General features: G+C 53.7%; 15 protein-coding genes. 6 read left to right on the top strand and 9 right to left on the bottom strand.

Going from position 1 to position 19,734, the window contains the following annotated elements:
- Positions 1-400 precede the first annotated feature (400 nt).
- Positions 401-1,735 carry a glycoside hydrolase family 28 protein gene (locus IG609_RS03970; RefSeq protein ID WP_193397295.1) on the top strand — a complete coding sequence of 445 codons (1,335 nt, stop codon included), beginning with the start codon at positions 401-403 and terminating at the stop codon, positions 1,733-1,735.
- 94 nt (positions 1,736-1,829) lie between these two features.
- On the top strand, positions 1,830-2,192 hold the full coding sequence (queD, locus tag IG609_RS03965; protein WP_010309068.1) for a 6-carboxytetrahydropterin synthase QueD: 363 nt from the start codon (positions 1,830-1,832) through the stop codon (positions 2,190-2,192).
- A gap of 85 nt (positions 2,193-2,277) precedes the next feature.
- On the opposite strand, the gene queE is transcribed toward queD, so the two are convergent.
- Positions 2,278-2,949 carry a 7-carboxy-7-deazaguanine synthase QueE gene (gene queE, locus IG609_RS03960; protein WP_039285249.1) on the bottom strand — a complete coding sequence of 224 codons (672 nt, stop codon included), beginning with the start codon at positions 2,947-2,949 and terminating at the stop codon, positions 2,278-2,280.
- A gap of 202 nt (positions 2,950-3,151) precedes the next feature.
- On the opposite strand from queE, the gene IG609_RS03955 reads away from it, so the two are divergent.
- Together IG609_RS03955 and IG609_RS03950 are read left to right on the top strand one after the other, a co-directional pair.
- The gene (locus tag IG609_RS03955; RefSeq protein WP_193397296.1) at positions 3,152-4,135 is read left to right on the top strand and encodes an MBL fold metallo-hydrolase; all 984 of its coding nucleotides are present in this window, start codon (positions 3,152-3,154) and stop codon (positions 4,133-4,135) included.
- An 8-nt stretch (positions 4,136-4,143) separates the two neighbouring features.
- Positions 4,144-4,890 (top strand): SDR family oxidoreductase, encoded by a 747-nt coding sequence (locus IG609_RS03950; protein ID WP_116162399.1) that lies wholly within the window; start codon positions 4,144-4,146, stop codon positions 4,888-4,890.
- A gap of 131 nt (positions 4,891-5,021) precedes the next feature.
- Here the strand turns inward: IG609_RS03950 and bglB are convergent, their stop codons facing one another.
- The 3 genes from bglB to IG609_RS03935 all read right to left on the bottom strand — a co-directional run bounded on the left by bglB (position 5,022) and on the right by IG609_RS03935 (position 8,957).
- Positions 5,022-6,161 (bottom strand): beta-galactosidase BglB, encoded by a 1,140-nt coding sequence (bglB, locus tag IG609_RS03945; protein ID WP_010309925.1) that lies wholly within the window; start codon positions 6,159-6,161, stop codon positions 5,022-5,024.
- Between the two features lie 43 nt (positions 6,162-6,204).
- Entirely contained in the window at positions 6,205-7,764 is a 1,560-nt protein-coding gene (locus IG609_RS03940; RefSeq protein WP_193397297.1) for an MFS transporter, read from the bottom strand.
- Positions 7,765-8,066: 302 nt separating this feature from the next.
- Positions 8,067-8,957, bottom strand: coding sequence for a LysR family transcriptional regulator (locus IG609_RS03935; RefSeq protein ID WP_102117506.1), 891 nt, complete (start codon positions 8,955-8,957; stop codon positions 8,067-8,069).
- A 158-nt stretch (positions 8,958-9,115) separates the two neighbouring features.
- Here IG609_RS03935 and IG609_RS03930 point away from each other — a divergent pair, with 158 nt between their 5' ends.
- Both IG609_RS03930 and IG609_RS03925 read left to right on the top strand, forming a co-directional pair.
- The gene (locus IG609_RS03930) at positions 9,116-10,534 is read left to right on the top strand and encodes a coniferyl aldehyde dehydrogenase (protein ID WP_193397298.1); all 1,419 of its coding nucleotides are present in this window, start codon (positions 9,116-9,118) and stop codon (positions 10,532-10,534) included.
- Positions 10,535-10,581: 47 nt separating this feature from the next.
- Positions 10,582-11,259: a type 1 glutamine amidotransferase domain-containing protein gene (locus tag IG609_RS03925; RefSeq protein WP_116162497.1), complete on the top strand. Its 678-nt coding sequence runs from the start codon at positions 10,582-10,584 to the stop codon at positions 11,257-11,259.
- A 257-nt stretch (positions 11,260-11,516) separates the two neighbouring features.
- Here IG609_RS03925 and eno read toward each other — a convergent pair whose 3' ends face one another.
- From eno to rlmD, 5 genes are all read right to left on the bottom strand, one after another.
- Complete coding sequence (gene eno, locus IG609_RS03920; protein WP_116155118.1) at positions 11,517-12,812, bottom strand: phosphopyruvate hydratase; 1,296 nt, start codon at positions 12,810-12,812, stop codon at positions 11,517-11,519.
- Positions 12,813-12,908: 96 nt separating this feature from the next.
- Positions 12,909-14,546 carry a glutamine hydrolyzing CTP synthase gene (pyrG, locus tag IG609_RS03915; RefSeq protein ID WP_102117503.1) on the bottom strand — a complete coding sequence of 546 codons (1,638 nt, stop codon included), beginning with the start codon at positions 14,544-14,546 and terminating at the stop codon, positions 12,909-12,911.
- A 226-nt stretch (positions 14,547-14,772) separates the two neighbouring features.
- Positions 14,773-15,570, bottom strand: a complete 798-nt coding sequence (mazG, locus tag IG609_RS03910; protein ID WP_193397299.1) for a nucleoside triphosphate pyrophosphohydrolase — start codon at positions 15,568-15,570, stop codon at positions 14,773-14,775.
- Between the two features lie 430 nt (positions 15,571-16,000).
- The gene (gene relA, locus IG609_RS03905; RefSeq protein ID WP_116162411.1) at positions 16,001-18,235 is read right to left on the bottom strand and encodes a GTP diphosphokinase; all 2,235 of its coding nucleotides are present in this window, start codon (positions 18,233-18,235) and stop codon (positions 16,001-16,003) included.
- 50 nt (positions 18,236-18,285) lie between these two features.
- Entirely contained in the window at positions 18,286-19,638 is a 1,353-nt protein-coding gene (gene rlmD, locus IG609_RS03900; protein ID WP_193397300.1) for a 23S rRNA (uracil(1939)-C(5))-methyltransferase RlmD, read from the bottom strand.
- Positions 19,639-19,734 lie beyond the last annotated feature (96 nt).

The raw sequence follows: 19,734 nt of genomic DNA, 5'->3' as shown, positions 1-19,734 counted from the left end.
TTTGCGGGGCGGACGGAAGAAATGTGAATGACTGCACCGTGTTAGCGGGCGTTTCAACCACACAGCGTGAGCCCTAGGTAATGCGGCAGGGAGATGCCTCACATCATTAACCGACGCACCACACCAAAAAGAGATTTAATTCACAAATAAGAAACACAAAAACAACAAAACCGCTCCATGCAAGCGGCATAAGAGAAAAAGCGGCGTAAAAGTGTGATGAAACACACATGGCATAACGTGTCGCCTCGCCCTCTTCGTTATGCCTTTCACATTTTCTTGCGCCACACGCCGTGCGCTGTGAAGCCCGCTCCAACCTGTGCAGATTTCATCACGACAGGCACAGCCAAAGGTCAGCAAACGTGATGCAATCGGAGCAGGCTCGATCAGATAGGATAACGCGATGAAGCACTCTATTCAGTCATACTCTCCCGCAGCCGACGGCATCACGCCGGATACTGCCATCTTTCAGCAGGCTATCGATCGGATTGCGGCACAGGGTGGCGGCACCCTGACGGTGGAACCGGGGCGCTATCTATTAGGGGGATTACTGCTGCCTTCCAATTTTTGTCTGCAATTGGAGGCGGGGGCTGAGCTCATTGTCAGCGGTGACTATGAACAGTTTGCGCAGGCCACCACGATCAGCATGGCCGAGTTGTCGCACCGCGCGTTTCTTTATGCCTACCAACAGCGCAATATCACGATCTGCGGTCAGGGTAAGATCATGGGAAATGCCGACGCCTATTTCTCTGCAGAGCCCGACGACCAAGGCTATCGCCTGCCTGCACAACATCGCCCGCGCATTGTGGTCTTTGAGGATTGCGAACACGTCAGCCTGTGTGATTTTACGATTGAACACGCCCCTATGTGGACCGTGCATCTGGTCAGCTGTCGCCACATCATCGTCGAACGGCTGACGATTGATAACGATCTGAGCATGGCGAATACCGACGCGCTGGATCTTGACAGCTGCCAGCAGGTGCAAATCAGCAACTGCTCGTTGAGCGCCGCCGACGATGCGCTGTGCATCAAAACTACCCATAAGCCGCCCCATCTGCAACGTAAGGTGCAGCAGGTCGTCATCAGCAATTGCCTGTTACGCTCCAAGAGCTGCGCCCTGAAGATCGGCACCGAAACCTTTGCCGATATCGAAGACATTTCCGTCAGCAACTGCGCCATTTACGATACCAACCGTGCGATCGGCCTGATCTCCCGCGATGGCGGTGCATTCCGACGCTTACAGTTCAGCAACATCACGTTCCAGTGTGTCGCCGCGCATCCGTGTCACTGGGGCAAAGCCGATCCGATCTTTATCTCCGTGCGCCATCGCGATCCCGCCATCGAGCCGGGCCGGATCGAAGCGGTACAGTTTTCTCAGATCGCCGGTGTCAGCGAGGGAGCGATTAACCTGCACAGTACGCCCGCAGGCTACATTCGGGATATCCATTTCCATGCCGTGCATCTCGAACAGCGGCAGAGCGACTCACCGGAACAGGGCATGTACGATGTGCGTCCGCCCTGCAATCCAGAACGCCCGACGGGTATGGGGCTGGACAATGCGTATCGGGTCGATCCGGCGACAGGTCGCGCCTTCGGTGTCGACTATTATCCAGGCGGCATGCCCGCGATCTTTGCCCGTGGCGTCCTGAACCTGACCACCAGCCACATGACGATCCACCGTCCCGACCCGCTGCCTTCCGGCTGGCATCACGCCGCGATCGTGCAGCAGGAAGAATAAGTGATTCAAGCGACGCTTTCGGGTAGTATGCGACGGTTTTTTGCATACTCTGTTCTGAGAGCCCCTTTTTCAGAACGAAACCGGGAACATCGCTATGGTCACTACACTCTTTAAAGATTTTCAGTTTGAAGCCGCGCATCATCTGCCCCACGTACCAGACGGCCACAAATGCGGACGGCTGCATGGGCACTCTTTCATGGTGAGGCTGGAAATTACCGGTGAAGTGGATCCGTATACCGGCTGGGTGATGGATTTCTCTGAACTGAAAGCTGCGTTCAAACCTACGTGGGAACGATTGGATCATCACTATCTGAACGAGATCCCCGGTCTGGAAAACCCGACCAGCGAAGTGCTGGCACACTGGATCTGGCATCAGTTGAAGCCGACATTACCGCTGCTCAGCGCTGTCATGGTGAAAGAAACCTGCACTGCCGGCTGCGTCTATAAAGGCGAGTAACAAAAGAAGTGGTGGTGCTGTAGTCTGGCGTGAGCATCCCTTACTCACGCCGCTACGATCGGTCGCTATTATCAGTAAATGAATATCAGGCGATATTCAGGTATTTATGTGTCTGCATAGACAGCCGCCAGTTGCGGGCGATGCAGGTCTCGATACACAGTTTAGTCGCATCGTCTTTCTGGCTGATCGGCTGTAGTGCCACAATCCGCGGCTTATCATCATCAAGCCGTGCCAGTAATGCATCCAACGCCTCAATGTCACGCTCACGCGCCACCGGATGTTTTATTTCATCCGCCCGTTGCAACGCCTGATCGAGCACTTTCATACCGCCGCGCATATTCACTTTCGGCGATACCGTCACCCAGGTTTTTGGTGAACAGCGCACGTCATGCGTGCCGCTGGTTTCGATCTGGCAACTAAAGCCCTGCTTTTCCAACTGTAGCGTCAGCGGTGCCAAATCGTGGATGCAGGGTTCACCGCCGGTGATCACAATGTGGCGCGCCGTGTAGCCTTGCTGCACCATCAGCGCCAGAATGTCGTCCGCACTCGCCGCACCCCAGGCATCGCTTTCTTCCGTTTTTACCAGCACCTGATCCAATGAGGTTTCCCGCTCTGCCAGCTTGTCCCAGGTATGTTTGGTATCGCACCAGCTACAGCCGACCGGACAGCCTTGCAGGCGCACAAACACCGCCGGCACACCGGTAAAATAGCCTTCGCCCTGTAACGTCTGGAATATTTCATTAATCGGGTACTGCATGGTTTTCACTGTCTCTCTCACTTAAAAATGCAGTATACCCTAAACCATTCGCGTTGCAGGACGTCAGCAATGCGCTAGCAAATCTGGCTGGAGCACACTAAATTGGGGACAGTTGAGTAATTTAGCCCGTGCGTCATAATCAATCTGTTGTTACGACTTCACCTGCTTGCATACGTTTCATTATTAACAAGGAAAAGAATCAATGAAGTTACTGAAACCACTGGCCCTATTATTCGTCTCGTGTGCCTTTGTGCCTGCATTTACTCAGGCGCAGGATATCGCGCAGATTAAAACGCAGCCGGGCTATTACCGCATGATGCTGGGCCAGTTCGAAATTACCGCCCTGTCTGACGGCACTAATACCATGCTAATGGATAAGCTGTTACAGCGCACCCCACCGGAAAAAATCACCGAACTGCTAGCAGAAAAAGCGCTGACGCCGCAGGTAGAAACCTCTATCAACGCCTATTTGGTCAATACCGGCAAGCACCTGATTCTAATCGACACAGGTAACGGCAAGCAGAGCAACCCTACGGTCGGAAAAGTGCTGTCGAACCTGATTGCGGCGGGCTACAAACCTGAACAGGTCGATACCGTATTGATGACTCACCTGCACGGCGACCATTTTGGCGGTCTGGTGCAGGACAATAAACTCAGCTACCCGAATGCCACCGTGTATGTCAGCCAGCCAGAAACCGACTTCTGGCTCAGCCCAGAAAACCTGAAAAATGCCCCTGAAGGCAGAAAAGCAGCGTTCCAACGCGTGCAAAACCTCTTTGATACCATTCGCAAAGAGAACAAGCTGAAAACGTTCTCGGCTCAACAGACAACACTGCTGCCCGGTGTCACCGCGATCCCAAGCCCAGGACATACGCCGGGGCACACGTCTTTTCTGATCGAGAGCGAAGGCAAAAAACTGCTGGCATGGGGAGACATCATTCATGCGGAAGCGGTGCAAATGAGCTTACCGGCCACCACCATCAGCTTTGACTCAAATATGGATCAGGCGACGGAATCCCGTAATAAAGCGCTGGCCGACGCCGCCAGTCAGGGTTACTGGGTTGCTGGCGCTCACCTACCCTTCCCCGGCATCGGCCACGTGGGCACGCGTCTGGAACGCAACGGCACCACTAACGGCTACCGCTGGTTGCCAGCGAATTACAGCGTGGCAGGGTTAAAGAACTAGGTATCAGAATGGCATTCATTACGTTAATTACTGGCGGTTCGCGCGGCATTGGCCGCGCAACCGCGTGTTATCTGGCAGGCAAAGGCCACAAGATTTGCATCGGCTACCGCACCCAGCAGGACAGTGCATATAGCGTTCTCGACGAGATTCGCGCTAACGGTGGGACGGCCATCGCCGTTCAGGTCGATATCGCCGATGAAGAGCAGGTTATCGAGCTTTTTAAGCGAACGGATGAAGAACTTGGCTGCCTCACCGGTCTGGTGAATAACGCCGCGATGCTGAAACCTCAAGCCACCATTGAACAGCTTGATACCGTGCGGCTTAACGATATTTTTGCCACCAACACGATTGGCAGCTTTCTCTGTGCCCGAGAAGCGGTCAAGCGTATGGCGTTCCGTCATGGCGGAAAAGGCGGGGCTATCGTCAACGTGTCATCCGCCGCCGCTAGGCTGGGTTCACCGCATGAATATATTGATTATGCGGCGTCAAAAGGCGCGCTTGATACGCTGACGATTGGCTTATCGCTGGAGGTCGCCGATCAGGGCATTCGAGTGAACGCCGTGCGTCCCGGTTTTATTTATACCGATATGCATGCTGACGGCGGCGAACCGGCAAGAGTGGATCGCATCAAGCACTCGCTCCCCATGAAACGGGGCGGCCACCCGATGGAAGTCGCACAGGCAATAGGCTGGCTGTTATCGGACGAGGCGTCCTATGTCACAGGGAATTTTATCGATCTAGCGGGCGGGAAATAGACGAAACCTATGCAGATTCCCACCGCTTAGCCTGTCTCTTACTCACATTGGTATGCAGATTAAGAGGGGCTTTCGTGCCCCTTAGCCAGCATAACCGATATGACTAAGAGGCAACGCTCGCGTTAATCCAATTACAGATACACCCGCAGATATTCCGCCAGACACAGGATCGCCATTGCCTGGCCGTACGGCATGGAGGTCAAGGCGATGTTGCGGTAGAAATCCAAATCGTTGCCCATCGCGGTGCCGAATGACACTTGCGTCAGTTCACCGTCCTTATTGACGTGATTAATTACGCCGCGAATCGCTTTCTCCGCCACTTCAGCGTAACTCGGGTCCACGTAGCGCTTGCGCACCGCTTTCAGGATCCCGTAGGCAAAACCGGCGGTTGCCGAGCTTTCAAGGTACGAATTCGGATCGTCGATCAGCGTGTGCCACAGGCCGCTGTCATCCTGATATTTCGCCAAGGCTTCAATCTGGCTTTCCAGTACCTGCAACAGGAAGCGGCGCGTGGCGTTATTTTCCGGCAGATCCAGCAGTTCGATAAATTCAGGAATAACGATCGTCAGCCAGCTGTTACCACGCGCCCAGCGAGCCTTCGCGTAGTTGTGTTGTCCTTCGAACGTCCAGCCGTGGAACCACAGGCCGCTTTCGCGATCCATCAGATATTGCACGTGCAGCAGGAACTGATACGTGGCTTCTTCCACAAACTCAGGCCGGTTTAACAGCTTGCCAATTTTCGCCAGCGGCAGCACGCTCATCATCAGCGTGTCATCCCACAACTGCTGATGGTTTTCGTTGTTATAAACAATATGCTGCAAGCCCTGCTTATCCGTACGCGGCATTTCATACATCACCCACTCCGCCCAGCGCTCCAGATACGGCAGCCAGCGCGCATCGCCCGTTTCTTCATAGCGATAAGCCAGCGTCAGGAACGGGCACACGGTGTTCACGTTCTTCGTCGGCGTACCTTCCGCCAGACGCTCGGTAAACCAGTCGTCGATGATGGCGCGCATCTGCTCGTCGCCCGTCTGCTGGTAATACTGGTAAATCCCATACAGCCCGATGCCGTGCGTCCATTCCCAACCCGCCCAGCCTTTGGTATCAATTACCCGACCATCGTCCAGCCGTAACAAAAACTCACCGGTTTTATCCTCAATATTCACCAGATTGTCGGTGATACGGCAAATCAGCGCCTTCAGATCCTCGCGGGAGATGAAGCGTTCTGGCTGACGTAAAAGCGGGCTATGTTTTACACTGAATACGGTCATAGTCATTCATCCAATTGAGTTATCAGTTAACAGTTCAATACAGTTACGACTGCGTGGCGTGCGTGACCGGCTTGTCACCTTTATGGCGATTCAGATAGCCGATGTTGTTATTGCCCCACAGCGATTCATACGGCATACCAGCCAGCATTTCGACCGTTGCCCGCGCCTGCGGCGTAATGTTCTCCGGCACAGGACGCCCGGCTTCACGCATTTTCAGCGTCTCTTCCCGCAGCACGCTGTGCGTTTGCAGGTTGAGTTTAAAGCGCAGAGAAACCAGGAAGCCCAGCGCCAGCACACCCACAGTGCCGAAACTCAAAATCATCAGAATTGTGTGGCTAACGCCCGGTGCCTGTACGCTCTGGCCGGATACAAAGCCGGAGAGCTGTAACACAATACCCACCAACATCACCGCACCGGCCTGAGAGGCTTTGCGAGTCAGCGTCATAATCCCGGCGAAGATCCCTTCGCGACGCTGCGCGGTGATCACTTCATCCACGTCGGCGATGTAAGTGTAGGTATTCCACGGCACGTAGTTGATCCCGCCACGTCCGATACCCGCCAGCGCAGAAATCAACAGCAATAGAGAGAAGGTGTCATGCAGACCGCTGTACCACAGGACGGCATAGGAAAGCGCACTCACGCCAAACAGGCACACGACCAAGCGGTAAGACGGGGCTGGCCCAAAGCGGATGCACAGCGGAATCATGCCAATCACCGCAATGAATTGCAGAATCGCCATCGTTCCCATCAGGTTCGACGCCATGGTTGGGCTTTGCATCAGCACAAAAACCACGTAATAGGTGAACACAGCGTTAAACACGTCCTGCGCGATATACCCGCCCAGATACATCCCGAGATGCTGACGGAAAATGCGAATACGCAGCGTGGAAACCAGTTCGACGTTCAGCCGCTTCAGGCTTTGGCCTAACGTCAGAGACTGGCGCTCTTTCTCCGCCCGCAGCGACGCTTCCGACATCTGATCGCGTGGCCGTTCCCAGGTAAAAAGATAGACCAGCGTCAGCACCAGCGCACAGATAACGGAGAACACCAGACTCGAATAGAAGAAGGACACCGAGTTATCTTTGCCAAAGTAGCCCAGCAGGATACCCGGCAGGAACGCGGCCAGAATCGCGGACAACTGCGCCAGCGCGATACGTGCGCCGGAGAACTTGGTCTTTTGTTTGAAGTCATCGGTCATTTCCGGCACCAGCGTTTCATACGGCACCAGCACCATCGTATACACGACATCGAACAGCAGGTACGTCAGCAGATAGTACCAATAGCTCATATCCCCGACCCACATGAAGCTGTAGCTGAACACGAAGGGAATACCGAGCAGAATAAAGAACTTGCGGCGGCCAAAGCGTTTGCCGAGCCAGGTTGAACCGAAGTTATCAGTCAGAAAGCCCATCAGCGGGCTGACGACGGCATCAAGCACACGCGCCATCGCAAAAATAAACGTTGCCTCAATCGGTGTTAAGCCACAGAACGTGGTATAAAAATAGAGTAACCAAGCGGCCGTCAGCGCTGTTGTACCCGCACCAAGAAAGTCCCCTGAACCGTAGGCTAAATAGTTAGCCAAACCTATCTTACGCGTTTTCATCGCCATCCTTCCCCGAACATTTTTAGTTATGAAGGTGTCACGCTGATACGGTAGCGCTCGGCGATCGTGAAAACCTTTGCGCGTTTGCCACCACGTGCCCCACGCTGGCAGCACAGGGAAGATTGGCGCGATCCGCTTCAAAGATTTTATAAAAAGGCATTTTAACTGAACGAAACCAACAGTTCGTTTATGGCGATCACAGGATAGAAGATGGGACGTCAGCAGAAAGAAGGGCAACGTCGCCAGCGGACGTTGCCTTGTGATGCTTTGAAAAATTGGCGTTTTTTGGCAAAAAAATGGCGCTATTCTGCGTGCTGCAACCGCCACAGGAAGGTTTGCCGCGCATGGGCTAAACGCGGTTGGCGCAGTGCGCCCGGTACCCAGGCCAGATAGTAATCCAGTTGCGTGGTGCCGACAGGAGGCGGAATAATGGCAAGCGCCCCCGTATCCAGCAGATCCTGACATAAATACACCGGCATCACCGTCCAACCAAATCCACTGGTTAGCACACGACGCAGCGCACGCAGATCCTGACTCACCACCGCGGGCACCAGTCCCTTATCCTCCATGCGGTTCTTCTTCAACCAGTGATCGATCAGAGGAAATTCAAGGTCATACGCCAGCATCGGTTCCTGCGCCAGCGCCTGCGGCAGATCGCCCGTCTGCAAGAGCCGTTCGACAATCGCGGGAGCCGCCACCGCCTGTAGTGTCGCACTCTTTAACAGATCGCTTTTCAGCCGCTTATCCGTCACCGGATGCGCCGTTATGCCCAAATCACAGTGCCCTTCCAGCAGCATCTGTTTAATTAAATCGCCGTCGCCGGTATGCATATGCACCCGCACGCCCGCCTCAAGCAGCGGCAATAGCTGTTCCGACACCACTTCTGCCATGAAATCCGCATGACCAATGATATGCAGCGTCCCCGCGACGTCCATTGACCTCGCACGGGCAGAAGCCAGCGCTGCTTCCGCTTCATCGAGCTTATCCCCCAGATCCGCCGCCAGATCATCCGCTGCCGACGTTGGCGTTACACCGTTTGCCTGACGCTCAAAGAGACGACGCCCCACCGCCACTTCCAGCCCGGCAATATGCTGCGACACCGCTGGCTGGGTCAGATTGAGCGCGCGCGACGCGCCGCTAATCGAGCGCTGCCGATAGACTTCCACAAACGTGCGTAGACGGATAAGTGACATACGATGATACCTATAAAATTATTTATACCCCTCGAATAATAATCTTGTTGGCGGACGGATCAACCCCTGCCGTATCCTTTATCCCATCTTGAGTGACCCGGAACCCTCGGTTAACTTTCTGTTTTCTCTGGTACTCGACAACGAAAAGGGGACAAAACATGTCGACACAACAATCCAAAAAGGATTTACAAGCCATCCTGAATACGATGAAGCGTGCTCACATTGCATCTGGCCCAGCCGATGCCACACTGCGTAAAGATCGCTTACAGCGCAGCATCAATCTTATCCGTGAAAACCACGCGGCGCTCGCACAGGCCATGAGTGACGATTTCGGCCATCGCAGCCTGTATCATTCCTTCGCCGCTGATGTCGGCACTACGTTGAAGATGCTACAGAACGCCATCGACAACGTTGAGCGTTGGATGCAGCCAGAGCCTGTTGATGAACCCGCTCCCGGCATGCAGGCGTGGATCCAGCATCAGCCTCTGGGCGTGATCGGCGTGATCAGCCCGTGGAATTTCCCGATCAACCTGTCATTCGGCCCGCTGGCTGATATTTTTGCCGCCGGTAATACCGCGATTCTGAAACCGTCAGAACTCACGCCACGCACATCTGAACTGCTGGCGGAATTGATTGCCCACTATTTTGACCCGCTGGAATTGGCCGTCGTGTTGGGCGATGCGGAAATCGGTCAGGCATTCAGCGAACTGCCGTTCGATCATCTGGTCTTCACCGGTAGCACCGCTGTTGGGAAACATGTGATGCGCGCAGCAGCAGAGAATCTGGTGCCGGTTACACTGGAGCTGGGTGGCAAATCACCGGTCGTCATCGATCGTAGCGCAAACATCACCGAAGCCGTTGAACGCACGCTGACGGTGAAAACCTTCAACGCCGGGCAAATCTGCCTGTCACCGGATTACGTTTTGCTGCCTGAAGGTCAGGAGCAGGCTTTCCGCGATGCCGCGAAAGCCTTTATGCAGAAAAGTTTCCCGACGTTACAGGCGAACCCGGATTACACGTCTATCATTGCTGACAGGCATTACGATCGCCTGATTCGTATTCTGAAAGAGGCTGAACAGCAGGGCGCAACTGTCGTCAGTCTGGCACCGGAAGGTGAAGCGCCCTACGATGCGAAAAGCCGCAAGATTGCCCCGCATCTGGTGTTCGGCGTACATGACGATATGACGATCATGCAGGAAGAAATTTTTGGCCCGCTGCTGCCGATTAAAACCTATCAGGTAGCAGAGGAACCGATTCACTACATCAATGCGCACCCACGCCCGCTGGCGGCGTATCTGTTCAGCAACGATGAAACGATGCAGCAGCGTTTCGCAGCCAGAACGACATCAGGTGCGCTGGTTATCAACGATGTGATGACGCACGTGTCTATCGACACACTTCCGTTCGGCGGCGTTGGCGCATCCGGTATCGGTGCATACCACGGCGTTCACGGATTCCGCCGTTTCAGCCATGCCAAACCGATTGTCATACAAAGTGAAGATGGTGCGTCTAACCTGACACTGCGTGCGCCTTACCATGAAAAACAAGACGCGATTGTCGCCGTCCTCAAAGGCTAACTGGCGTCTATCCACCCGATCATCCTGCAACAATAGAGAGAAAAATGATGAAAATTTTAATGGTACTGACTTCTCACGACAAACTGGGCAACACGGGCAATAAAACCGGCTTCTGGCTGGAAGAGTTTGCCGCCCCTTATTACACCTTTAAAGACGCAGGCGCCGAGCTGGTGCTCGCCTCCCCTGCGGGCGGCCAGCCGCCTCTCGACCCGAAAAGCGATCTGGCTGATTTTCAAACCGAACTGACACATCGCTTTAAAGCAGACCCGGCTGCGCAGCAGGCACTGGCGAATACGGTAAAACTCGATACCGTCAGCGAACAGGATTTCGATGCCGTCTTCTACCCCGGCGGCCACGGCCCGCTTTGGGATTTGGCAGAATCGCCTGTCTCTATCGCGCTCATCGAAGCCTTTGTACGCGCCAACAAACCGACCGGGTTTGTCTGCCACGCCCCAGGCGTACTGATTCATGTTAAAGCAGAAAATGGCGATGCCCTGATTAAAGGCCGCAAAGTGACGGGCTTCACCAACGGTGAAGAAGAAGCAGTTCAGTTGACGGACGTCGTACCTTTCCTGATTGAGGATGAATTCAAGAAACTCGGCGGACTATACGAAAAAGGCCCAGACTGGGCACCATACCTCGTTGAAGACGGCAAGCTGATCACCGGTCAGAACCCAGCCAGCTCGGAAGTGGTTGCCAAAGCGATTCTCAAACAGCTAGCGTGATCGATACTAGCGGTATCAGAGCGTTTTTCAGCATCGCGTAGCAACGGCCAGTAGGGTGGCAGACAGGGATGTCTGCCATAAAAAAACGTCGGGAACGTTTTTCAACGTTGCGTAAGCAACGGCCCGAAGGGTGACGGACAAGGATGTCCGTCATAAAAAAATCCAGAAACGTTTTCACGCTTCTGGATTTTTATAGTTAATCACGTTGGCGTATATCAGGCCGTTTTATCCGCGGTCTGACGACACCAGAAACGTAATTACTGACCTTTAACTTCTTTCAGTCCATTGAACGGTGCAGCATCACCCAGCGCTTCTTCGATACGAATCAGCTGGTTGTATTTAGCAACACGGTCAGAACGGCTCATAGAACCCGTTTTGATCTGGCCAGCCGCTGTACCTACTGCCAGATCAGCGATGGTGGCATCTTCAGTTTCGCCTGAACGGTGAGAGATAACAGCCGTGTAGCCTGCATCTTTCGCCATTTTAATTGCAGCCAGCGTTTCGGTCAGAGAACCGATCTGGTTGAATTTAATCAGGATGGAGTTAGCGATGCCTTTCTCGATACCTTCTTTCAGGATCTTGGTGTTGGTTACGAACAGATCGTCACCAACCAGCTGGATTTTGTCGCCCAGAACTTTAGTCTGGTAAGCGAAGCCAGCCCAATCAGATTCGTCCAGACCGTCTTCGATAGAGACGATTGGGTACTGTTTGGTCAGATCTTCCAGGAAGTGGGTGAATTCTTCAGAGGTGAACGCTTTGTTGCCTTCGCCAGCCAGAACGTATTTACCGTCTTTGTAGAATTCAGACGCTGCGCAGTCCATCGCCAACGTGATGTCTTTGCCCAGCTCGTAGCCTGCTGCTTTTACCGCTTCAGCGATAACAGCCAGCGCTTCGGCGTTGGAACCCAGGTTTGGCGCATAGCCACCTTCGTCACCAACAGCTGTACCCATACCTTTGGATTTCAGAACTTTAGCCAGGGTGTGGAACACTTCAGAACCCATACGGATGGCTTCTTTCAGGGTTTTCGCGCCAACAGGCTGAATCATGAACTCTTGGATATCAACGTTGTTATCCGCGTGCTCGCCGCCGTTGATGATATTCATCATTGGCAGTGGCATGGAATATTTACCTGGAGTGCCGTTCAGTTCAGCGATGTGCGCGTACAGTGGCAGGCCTTTTGACGCTGCTGCTGCTTTAGCCGCAGCCAGAGAAACAGCCAGAATGGCGTTAGCACCGAACTTGGATTTGTTCTCAGTACCATCCAGATCGATCATGATCTTGTCGATGTTCGCCTGATCTTTCGCGTCTTTACCCAGTACAGCCTGAGCAATCGGGCCATTAACAGCAGCAACAGCTTTCGTTACGCCTTTGCCCAGAAAACGGGATTTGTCACCGTCACGCAGTTCCAGTGCTTCGCGAGAGCCAGTAGAAGCTCCTGATGGCGCAGCAGCCAGACCTACAAAACCACCTTCCAGATGAACTTCCGCTTCAACAGTTGGGTTTCCGCGTGAGTCGATGATTTCACGGCCGATGACTTTAACAATTTTGGACATTAGATTTTCCTCAGTACAAGTTAAACTAAAACTTTAGATAGAACTAAAACCCTAGACGAGCAACGCGCGATAGATCGCGCGTTGCTGATATAACTCTTACTTCACCTGACGCTTCTGGTACGCGCCAGCGGCTTTGACAAAGCCGGCAAACAGCGGATGTCCATCTCGCGGTGTTGATGTAAATTCCGGGTGGAATTGACAGGCAACGAACCAGGGATGATCGGGTAACTCGACAATCTCCACCAGTTTGCGGTCGGCGGAAAGGCCTGCAACCCGTAATCCCGCCGCTTCAATCTGTTTCAACAGCATGTTGTTAACTTCATAACGATGACGGTGACGTTCGATAATCGTCTGCTCACCGTACATCTGACGCACCAGACTGCCTTCGGTCAGATGGCATTGCTGCCCGCCAACGCGCATGGTGCCGCCCAGATCGCTTGCTTCATCACGGACTTCAACATTGCCGTTCTCATCACGCCATTCTGTAATCAGCGCAACCACCGGGTACTTACAGTCTGGCACAAACTCCGTTGAGTTTGCCCCTTCCATCCCAGCAACGTTACGGGCAAATTCCATTAATGCGACCTGCATCCCCAGGCAAATGCCCAGATAAGGGATCTTGTTCTCACGGGCGTAATTCGCCGACATGATTTTCCCTTCGACGCCACGATAGCCAAAACCGCCCGGAATCAAAATAGCGTCTAAATCTTTCAATACTTCGACACCACGGGTTTCAACATCCTGTGAGTCGATCAGCTTGATATTTACCGTCAGGCGGTTCTTCAACCCACCGTGTTTCAGGGCTTCGATAACAGATTTGTAGGCATCCGGCAGCGCAACATATTTACCGACCATACCGATGGTCACTTCGCCGCCCGGATTGGCTTCTTCATACACAACCTGTTCCCATTCTGACAGGTTGGCTTCGGGGCAATCCAAGCTGAATCGTTTACAAATATAATCGTCCAGCCCCTGTGATTTCAATAGCGACGGGATTTTATAAATCGAATCAATGTCTTTAAGGGAGATTACTGCTTTTTCCGGCACATTACAGAATAAAGCAATTTTTGCTCGCTCGTTGGCAGGCACGGTGCGGTCGGAACGGCAAATCAGCACGTCAGGCTGAATACCGATAGAAAGCAGTTCTTTAACGGAGTGCTGCGTCGGCTTGGTTTTCACTTCACCTGCCGCCGCCAGATACGGCACCAGCGTCAGGTGCATAAACAGGGTGTGCTCGCGGCCCACTTGCACCGCCATCTGCCGAATCGCTTCAAGGAACGGCAAAGATTCGATATCACCAACAGTACCACCGATTTCGACCAGAACGACATCGTGGCCTTCGCCACCTTCAATGATGCGCTCTTTAATCGCGTTGGTGATATGTGGAATCACCTGAATAGTCGCGCCCAGATAGTCACCACGACGCTCTTTGCGCAGGACATCAGAGTAGATACGGCCAGTGGTGAAGTTGTTGCGGCGCGACATTTTAGTGCGGATGAAACGCTCGTAGTGACCCAAGTCCAGATCGGTTTCGGCGCCGTCTTCGGTGACAAACACTTCACCGTGCTGCGTCGGGCTCATCGTGCCCGGATCCACGTTGATGTACGGGTCCAGTTTCATGATGGTAACGTTGAGGCCACGGGCTTCAAGAATAGCCGCCAGAGAGGCTGCGGCAATGCCTTTACCCAGAGAGGAAACGACCCCGCCGGTCACAAAAATATAATTAGTTGTCATGCTGAACCTGAGAGTTTAGGTTTAAAGACGATGGAGGTACCAAGACGGGAAAGTAGTATACCTGAACCTGATGAACGCCACAAATGTTCGTTTTACACAATGTGGCGATTCCAACACACTCTAAGGCGAGGTAAAACCACCCTCACCAAAACCAATAATTACCTTTAATAACAAAGCAATAAATTCATTAAAATCGATAAAAACAGGGTTTGCGATTAAAAACGGATTAATGGTCTATTTCCTGTTTTTTCACCTGCTGCCATGCCGCTTCCATTTCGTCCAGCGTCGCCTGTTCCAGCGTTTTTCCCGATGCCGTAACGATTTGTTCTACCTTACGAAAACGACGCGTAAACTTACGATTCGCCGCCTGTAACGCATTCTCGGCCTTGTGCCCTAGGTGACGAGATAGATTGACTGTGGCGAACAATAAATCACCAATCTCTTCACCTAATTTTTCTTCATCGACAACGGCTTGCCGCGCCTCAAACATCACCTCGTCGATTTCTTCATACACTTTATCGAGCACCGGACCCAGACTGTCCCAATCGAAGCCAACAGAGGCACAACGCTGCTGAATTTTTTGCGCTTTCATTAAGGCAGGCAGCGCATCAGGAATGTCATCCAACGGTGAATGACGATCTTTCTCCGCTCGCTCCTGTGCTTTGGTCTGCTCCCAGTTTGCCAGCACGGCATCGCTGTCCGTCAGCGTCAGATCGCCGAAAATATGCGGGTGGCGGCGTTCCAATTTGTCGCTGATGGCGTTACACACGTCGGAGAAATCGAACAGGCCCTTTTCCTGCGCCATCTGCGCGTAAAACACCACCTGAAACAGCAAATCCCCTAACTCACCGCGCAAATCATCAAAATCCTGACGGCTGATGGCATCCAGCACTTCATACGTTTCTTCCAATGTATAGGGCGCGATAGTGTCAAATGTCTGTTTCTTGTCCCACGGGCAGCCGTTTTCAGGATCGCGCAGAGTTTTCATGATGGCGAGCAGGCGCTCGATGGAGGATACGTTCATTGAGTTCTCGATTATAAAACAAACAAAAAATAAGGTGCGCCAAAGTCTGTTCCCCACACCTCCGCTGTGACCTGTCTCTCAACCACATATTTATGCCGATGTGGGAAGGGTTTCGTGCGCCACAATACCGCCATTTTCATGCTACCCCGTAGCATGCGCCCGACACAGGGCGGCTCAATCGCCGTCGCCCTGTGAACCCTGGCTTCCGGCTAAATTATGTCGCTGCGCGATACCCTCGTCGGTATCTGGCTTAACGGACCGCTTGCGACACGTTCCCGACGTGGCGCAAGCTTTCGCGGCATCCATGCCGCTCATCCTAAGCCTGCTATCTCCTCAGCATAATTTCTTACGCTGGGTAACAGCCAGCCCCAGTGATTCCCTACATCATTTGAGCCTAAAAGGCAGCCGATGAAGGAAACGTAGGGAAGTGTCACGCCCCCTGCTGGCGCCGCGCGTCAATCACATCCGGCAGTTGGTTGAGTTTCGCCAGAATGCGGCTCAGCACCTGCAAGTTGTAGATCTCGATATCCATATCAATCGTGGCCAGTTGCTGCTTGGTGTCGCTGCGGCTGGCGACGCCCAGTACATTAACCTTCTCATTCGCCAGAATCGTGGTGATATCGCGCAGCAGCCCGCTACGATCGTTGGCAATCACCCTCACCACCAGCGAATAGCCGCTGGAGTAGCTTTCTCCCCAGACGGCATCGACAATGCGTTCCGGCGAACTGGCACGCAGTTCGTCCAACTGTTCACAGTCCGCGCGGTGAATCGAAATGCCCCGTCCGCGCGTGATAAACCCAGTGATCTCATCACCCGGAATCGGCTGGCAGCAGCGGGCAATGTGGTGCATCAGATTGCCTACACCTTCTACCACCACACGGCCGTTGTCCTTCGTGTTACGTGCCACAGGCTGATGCGATTTTTGCGTCAGTTGGCGCAGCGCTTCGCGATCCAGTTCTTCCGCGCTCGGCTGTTTTAGCTGCGATTGCAGGAAATTCACCATCTGGTTCAGGCGAACATCACCGCCACCGATAGCAGCCAGTAACTCATCCAGCGAATTCACGTTGTAGCGTGGCAGCAGCAGTTTTTCCGCTGCTTTCAGGCTGACACCCAGATGCGCCAGTTCGTCATCCAGGATCTGTCGACCCGCCAGAATGTTCTTGTCGCGATCTTGCTTACGGAACCAGTTCTGAATCTTCGAACGTCCGCGACTAGTGGTGATATACCCCAGATTCGGGTTCAGCCAGTCACGGCTCGGGTTCGGTTGCTTCTGGGTGATGATTTCAATCTGATCGCCCATTTGCAGTTGATAGGTAAACGGCACGATACGTCCGCCGATTTTCGCCCCGATGCAGCGGTGCCCGATATCACTGTGGATGTGATAGGCAAAATCCAACGGCGTGGAGCCCATGGGGAGATCCACCACATCGCCTTTCGGCGTAAAGACATAAACCCGGTCGTCAAACACCTGACTGCGAACTTCGTCCAGTACGTCATTCGAATCCGCCACTTCTTCCTGCCAGGCAAGCAGTTTACGCAGCCAGGCAATGCGGCCTTCGTAGCCGGAACGCCCGCCGACAGCCGTGCCTTCTTTGTATTTCCAGTGTGCCGCCACGCCCAGTTCAGCATCTTCATGCATCTGACGCGTGCGAATCTGAATTTCAAGCGTCTTCCCGCCCGGCCCTAGCACCACCGTGTGGATGGACTGATAACCGTTTGGTTTGGGGTTAGCGACGTAGTCGTCAAACTCGTCCGGCAGATGGCGATAATGGGTATGCACAATACCGAGCGCGCCGTAGCAATCCTGCAAGCGTTCAACGACAATGCGCACTGCGCGCACATCGAACAACTCATCGAACGACAGCGCCTTCTTCTGCATCTTGCGCCAGATGCTGTAGATATGCTTGGGACGACCGTAGATCTCCGCCTGCACGCCCTCTTCTTTCATCGCGTTGCGCAGCGTTTTGACAAAATCGTCAATGTACTGCGCGCGATCGATACGGCGTTCGTGCAGCAGCTTGGCAATTTTTTTATATTCATCAGGATGCAGATAGCGGAAGCAGAAATCCTCCAGCTCCCACTTCAACTGGCCGATACCCAGGCGGTTAGCCAGCGGCGCATAGATATTGGTACACTCTTTGGCTGCCAATACCCGTTCTTCTTCTGGGGCATCCTTCACTTCACGCAGATGCGCGATCCGCTCCGCGAGTTTGATCACCACGCAGCGGAAATCTTCCACCATCGCCAGCAGCATGCGGCGGATGTTATCGACCTGCTCAGACGCGCCGGAATCATTCTGCGTCGCTTTGAGCTGGCGAATTGCATCCATATCGCGCACGCCATGCACCAAATCAACGATGTTTTTCCCAAACGCGGCTTCTAGCGTCGCCTCATCGACCACGTTCGCATCGGCCAGCGGAAAGAGCAGCGCCGCGCGCATGCTGTCATTGTCCATGCTGAGTGTGGACAGGATTTCCACCATTTCGATGCCACGCCACAGCAGTAGCGGCGCATCAGCGTGGTCTTGCGTTTGCTGCTCACAATAACGCCAGGTTTCGGCTAAACGTTCACACGATTGCTGACTGGCAATGCCCAGTGAAGCAATCCACGCGTCAGGGACAAACTCACCTTCCGTATTCAAATGCGCACTTCTTACCGCAACCATAATTTCTCCCTACGTTACCCTTCACCTTGCAAATGATGCGTTTTTGCTGCTTATTGCGCCTTCCGCGTGCCCGTATCGTGCAAAAACAGTGCCATCGATTCAAGGTGACCGGTATGTGGAAACATATCCAACATGGCGACATTCGCCAGTCTAAAACCCGCAGCCAGTAAGACTTTGCTGTCGCGCGCTAGCGTCGTGGCGTTACAGGAAACATACACCACCCGTTTAGGTGCCAGTCTGGTTATCTGCTCCATCACGCCTGCCGCGCCCGCACGTGCCGGATCAAGTAATATCTTATCAAAACCCTGAACCGCCCATGGCTGCTGCGTGACATGATCTTCAAGATTTTGGTGAAAAAATGTGACATTGGACAACCCATTGCGCTGGGCATTTTCGCGTCCTTTCTCAACTAACGCGGTCACCCCTTCAACGCCGACGACGCTCGCGGCATGCTGTGCCAGCGGTAGCGTGAAGTTACCCATGCCACAAAACAGATCTAATATTCTATCCTGCGGTTGCACATCCAGCCATGCCCGCGCCTGCGCGACCATCTGCTGGTTCACCGCGTCATTAACCTGAATAAAATCGCGCGGGCTAAAGGCCAGCGTCAGCCCAGCAACGTGATAAACCGGCTCTTCGCCCTGTAGACACGTCAGCGAATCGGCATCCGGTGCCAGATAAACCGAAACGCCCTGCTGCTGCGCAAAATCACGCAGCGCCTGCTGATCCGATGAATGGAGTGGATCAAGGTGCCTCAGCACCAGCAGCGGACCGTTATCCGCTTGCACCAGTTCTACATGCCCAAGGCGCTTCACCGCCTTTAATCGGCTCAGGCAGTCGCGCAGCGGTTGCAGCAACGCTTCAAGCTCGGGGCGCAACACCGGACAGGATTTGATATCCACCAGATCGTGAGAATTTGGCTGCCGATAGCCCATCAACAGACGCTGCTCTTTTGCCTGAAAGTATAACGCAAGCCGCGCGCGCCTCCGATAGGCATAAGGTGTGCCAGCAATCAGCGAGGCTTCAGACAGATCTACGCCCGTTTCCCGCGTCATCAGACGCATCAATGCAGCCGTTTTGCTGCTCTGTTGCAGCGCGATGTCCGCATGCTGCTGCTGGCAGCCGCCACAGCGGGTAAAATGCGGACACGGCGGTGCGACGCGCTGCGGGCTATGGATCAGAAGGCGTTTAAGTTTTGCATGCGAAAACTGACGTTTCTCTTCTGTCAGTTGGACCTCGGCCTGCTCTCCCGGCAGTACACCCGTGACAAACACCGTCTTGCCTTCGTGACGCGCCACCCCCTGCCCAAATGGATCAAGCGACGTGACCGTAACAGTGAGGTTCTTAGCAGGAATTGCTTTCCGGGTCGTCACACGCCGGTTTGGAGAGTAGAATTGCGCCATAATGTACTATCGATTTTCTCTTGAGTTGAACGGCTGTAACCGGTACATGCAGTACCCGATAACTAATGACATCATTGGGTGCTCAGCATCCTCTAA

This window comes from Pectobacterium quasiaquaticum (assembly GCF_014946775.2).
GTDB lineage: Bacteria > Pseudomonadota > Gammaproteobacteria > Enterobacterales > Enterobacteriaceae > Pectobacterium > Pectobacterium aquaticum.
Note: the sequence above shows the minus strand (reverse complement) of the source record. Positions and strands in the feature narration are given on the sequence as shown.

Coding starts and splice junctions, on each gene's coding strand:
- IG609_RS03940 (WP_193397297.1), bottom strand. CDS start 7,764: ATGAAAACGCGTAAGATAGGTTTGGCTAACTATTTAGCCTACGGTTCA.
- eno (WP_116155118.1), bottom strand. CDS start 12,812: ATGTCCAAAATTGTTAAAGTCATCGGCCGTGAAATCATCGACTCACGC.
- queD (WP_010309068.1), top strand. CDS start 1,830: ATGGTCACTACACTCTTTAAAGATTTTCAGTTTGAAGCCGCGCATCAT.
- pyrG (WP_102117503.1), bottom strand. CDS start 14,546: ATGACAACTAATTATATTTTTGTGACCGGCGGGGTCGTTTCCTCTCTG.
- queE (WP_039285249.1), bottom strand. CDS start 2,949: ATGCAGTACCCGATTAATGAAATATTCCAGACGTTACAGGGCGAAGGC.
- mazG (WP_193397299.1), bottom strand. CDS start 15,570: ATGAACGTATCCTCCATCGAGCGCCTGCTCGCCATCATGAAAACTCTG.
- rlmD (WP_193397300.1), bottom strand. CDS start 19,638: ATGGCGCAATTCTACTCTCCAAACCGGCGTGTGACGACCCGGAAAGCA.
- IG609_RS03930 (WP_193397298.1), top strand. CDS start 9,116: ATGTCGACACAACAATCCAAAAAGGATTTACAAGCCATCCTGAATACG.
- IG609_RS03950 (WP_116162399.1), top strand. CDS start 4,144: ATGGCATTCATTACGTTAATTACTGGCGGTTCGCGCGGCATTGGCCGC.
- IG609_RS03935 (WP_102117506.1), bottom strand. CDS start 8,957: ATGTCACTTATCCGTCTACGCACGTTTGTGGAAGTCTATCGGCAGCGC.
- relA (WP_116162411.1), bottom strand. CDS start 18,235: ATGGTTGCGGTAAGAAGTGCGCATTTGAATACGGAAGGTGAGTTTGTC.
- bglB (WP_010309925.1), bottom strand. CDS start 6,161: ATGACCGTATTCAGTGTAAAACATAGCCCGCTTTTACGTCAGCCAGAA.
- IG609_RS03925 (WP_116162497.1), top strand. CDS start 10,582: ATGAAAATTTTAATGGTACTGACTTCTCACGACAAACTGGGCAACACG.
- IG609_RS03955 (WP_193397296.1), top strand. CDS start 3,152: ATGAAGTTACTGAAACCACTGGCCCTATTATTCGTCTCGTGTGCCTTT.
- IG609_RS03970 (WP_193397295.1), top strand. CDS start 401: ATGAAGCACTCTATTCAGTCATACTCTCCCGCAGCCGACGGCATCACG.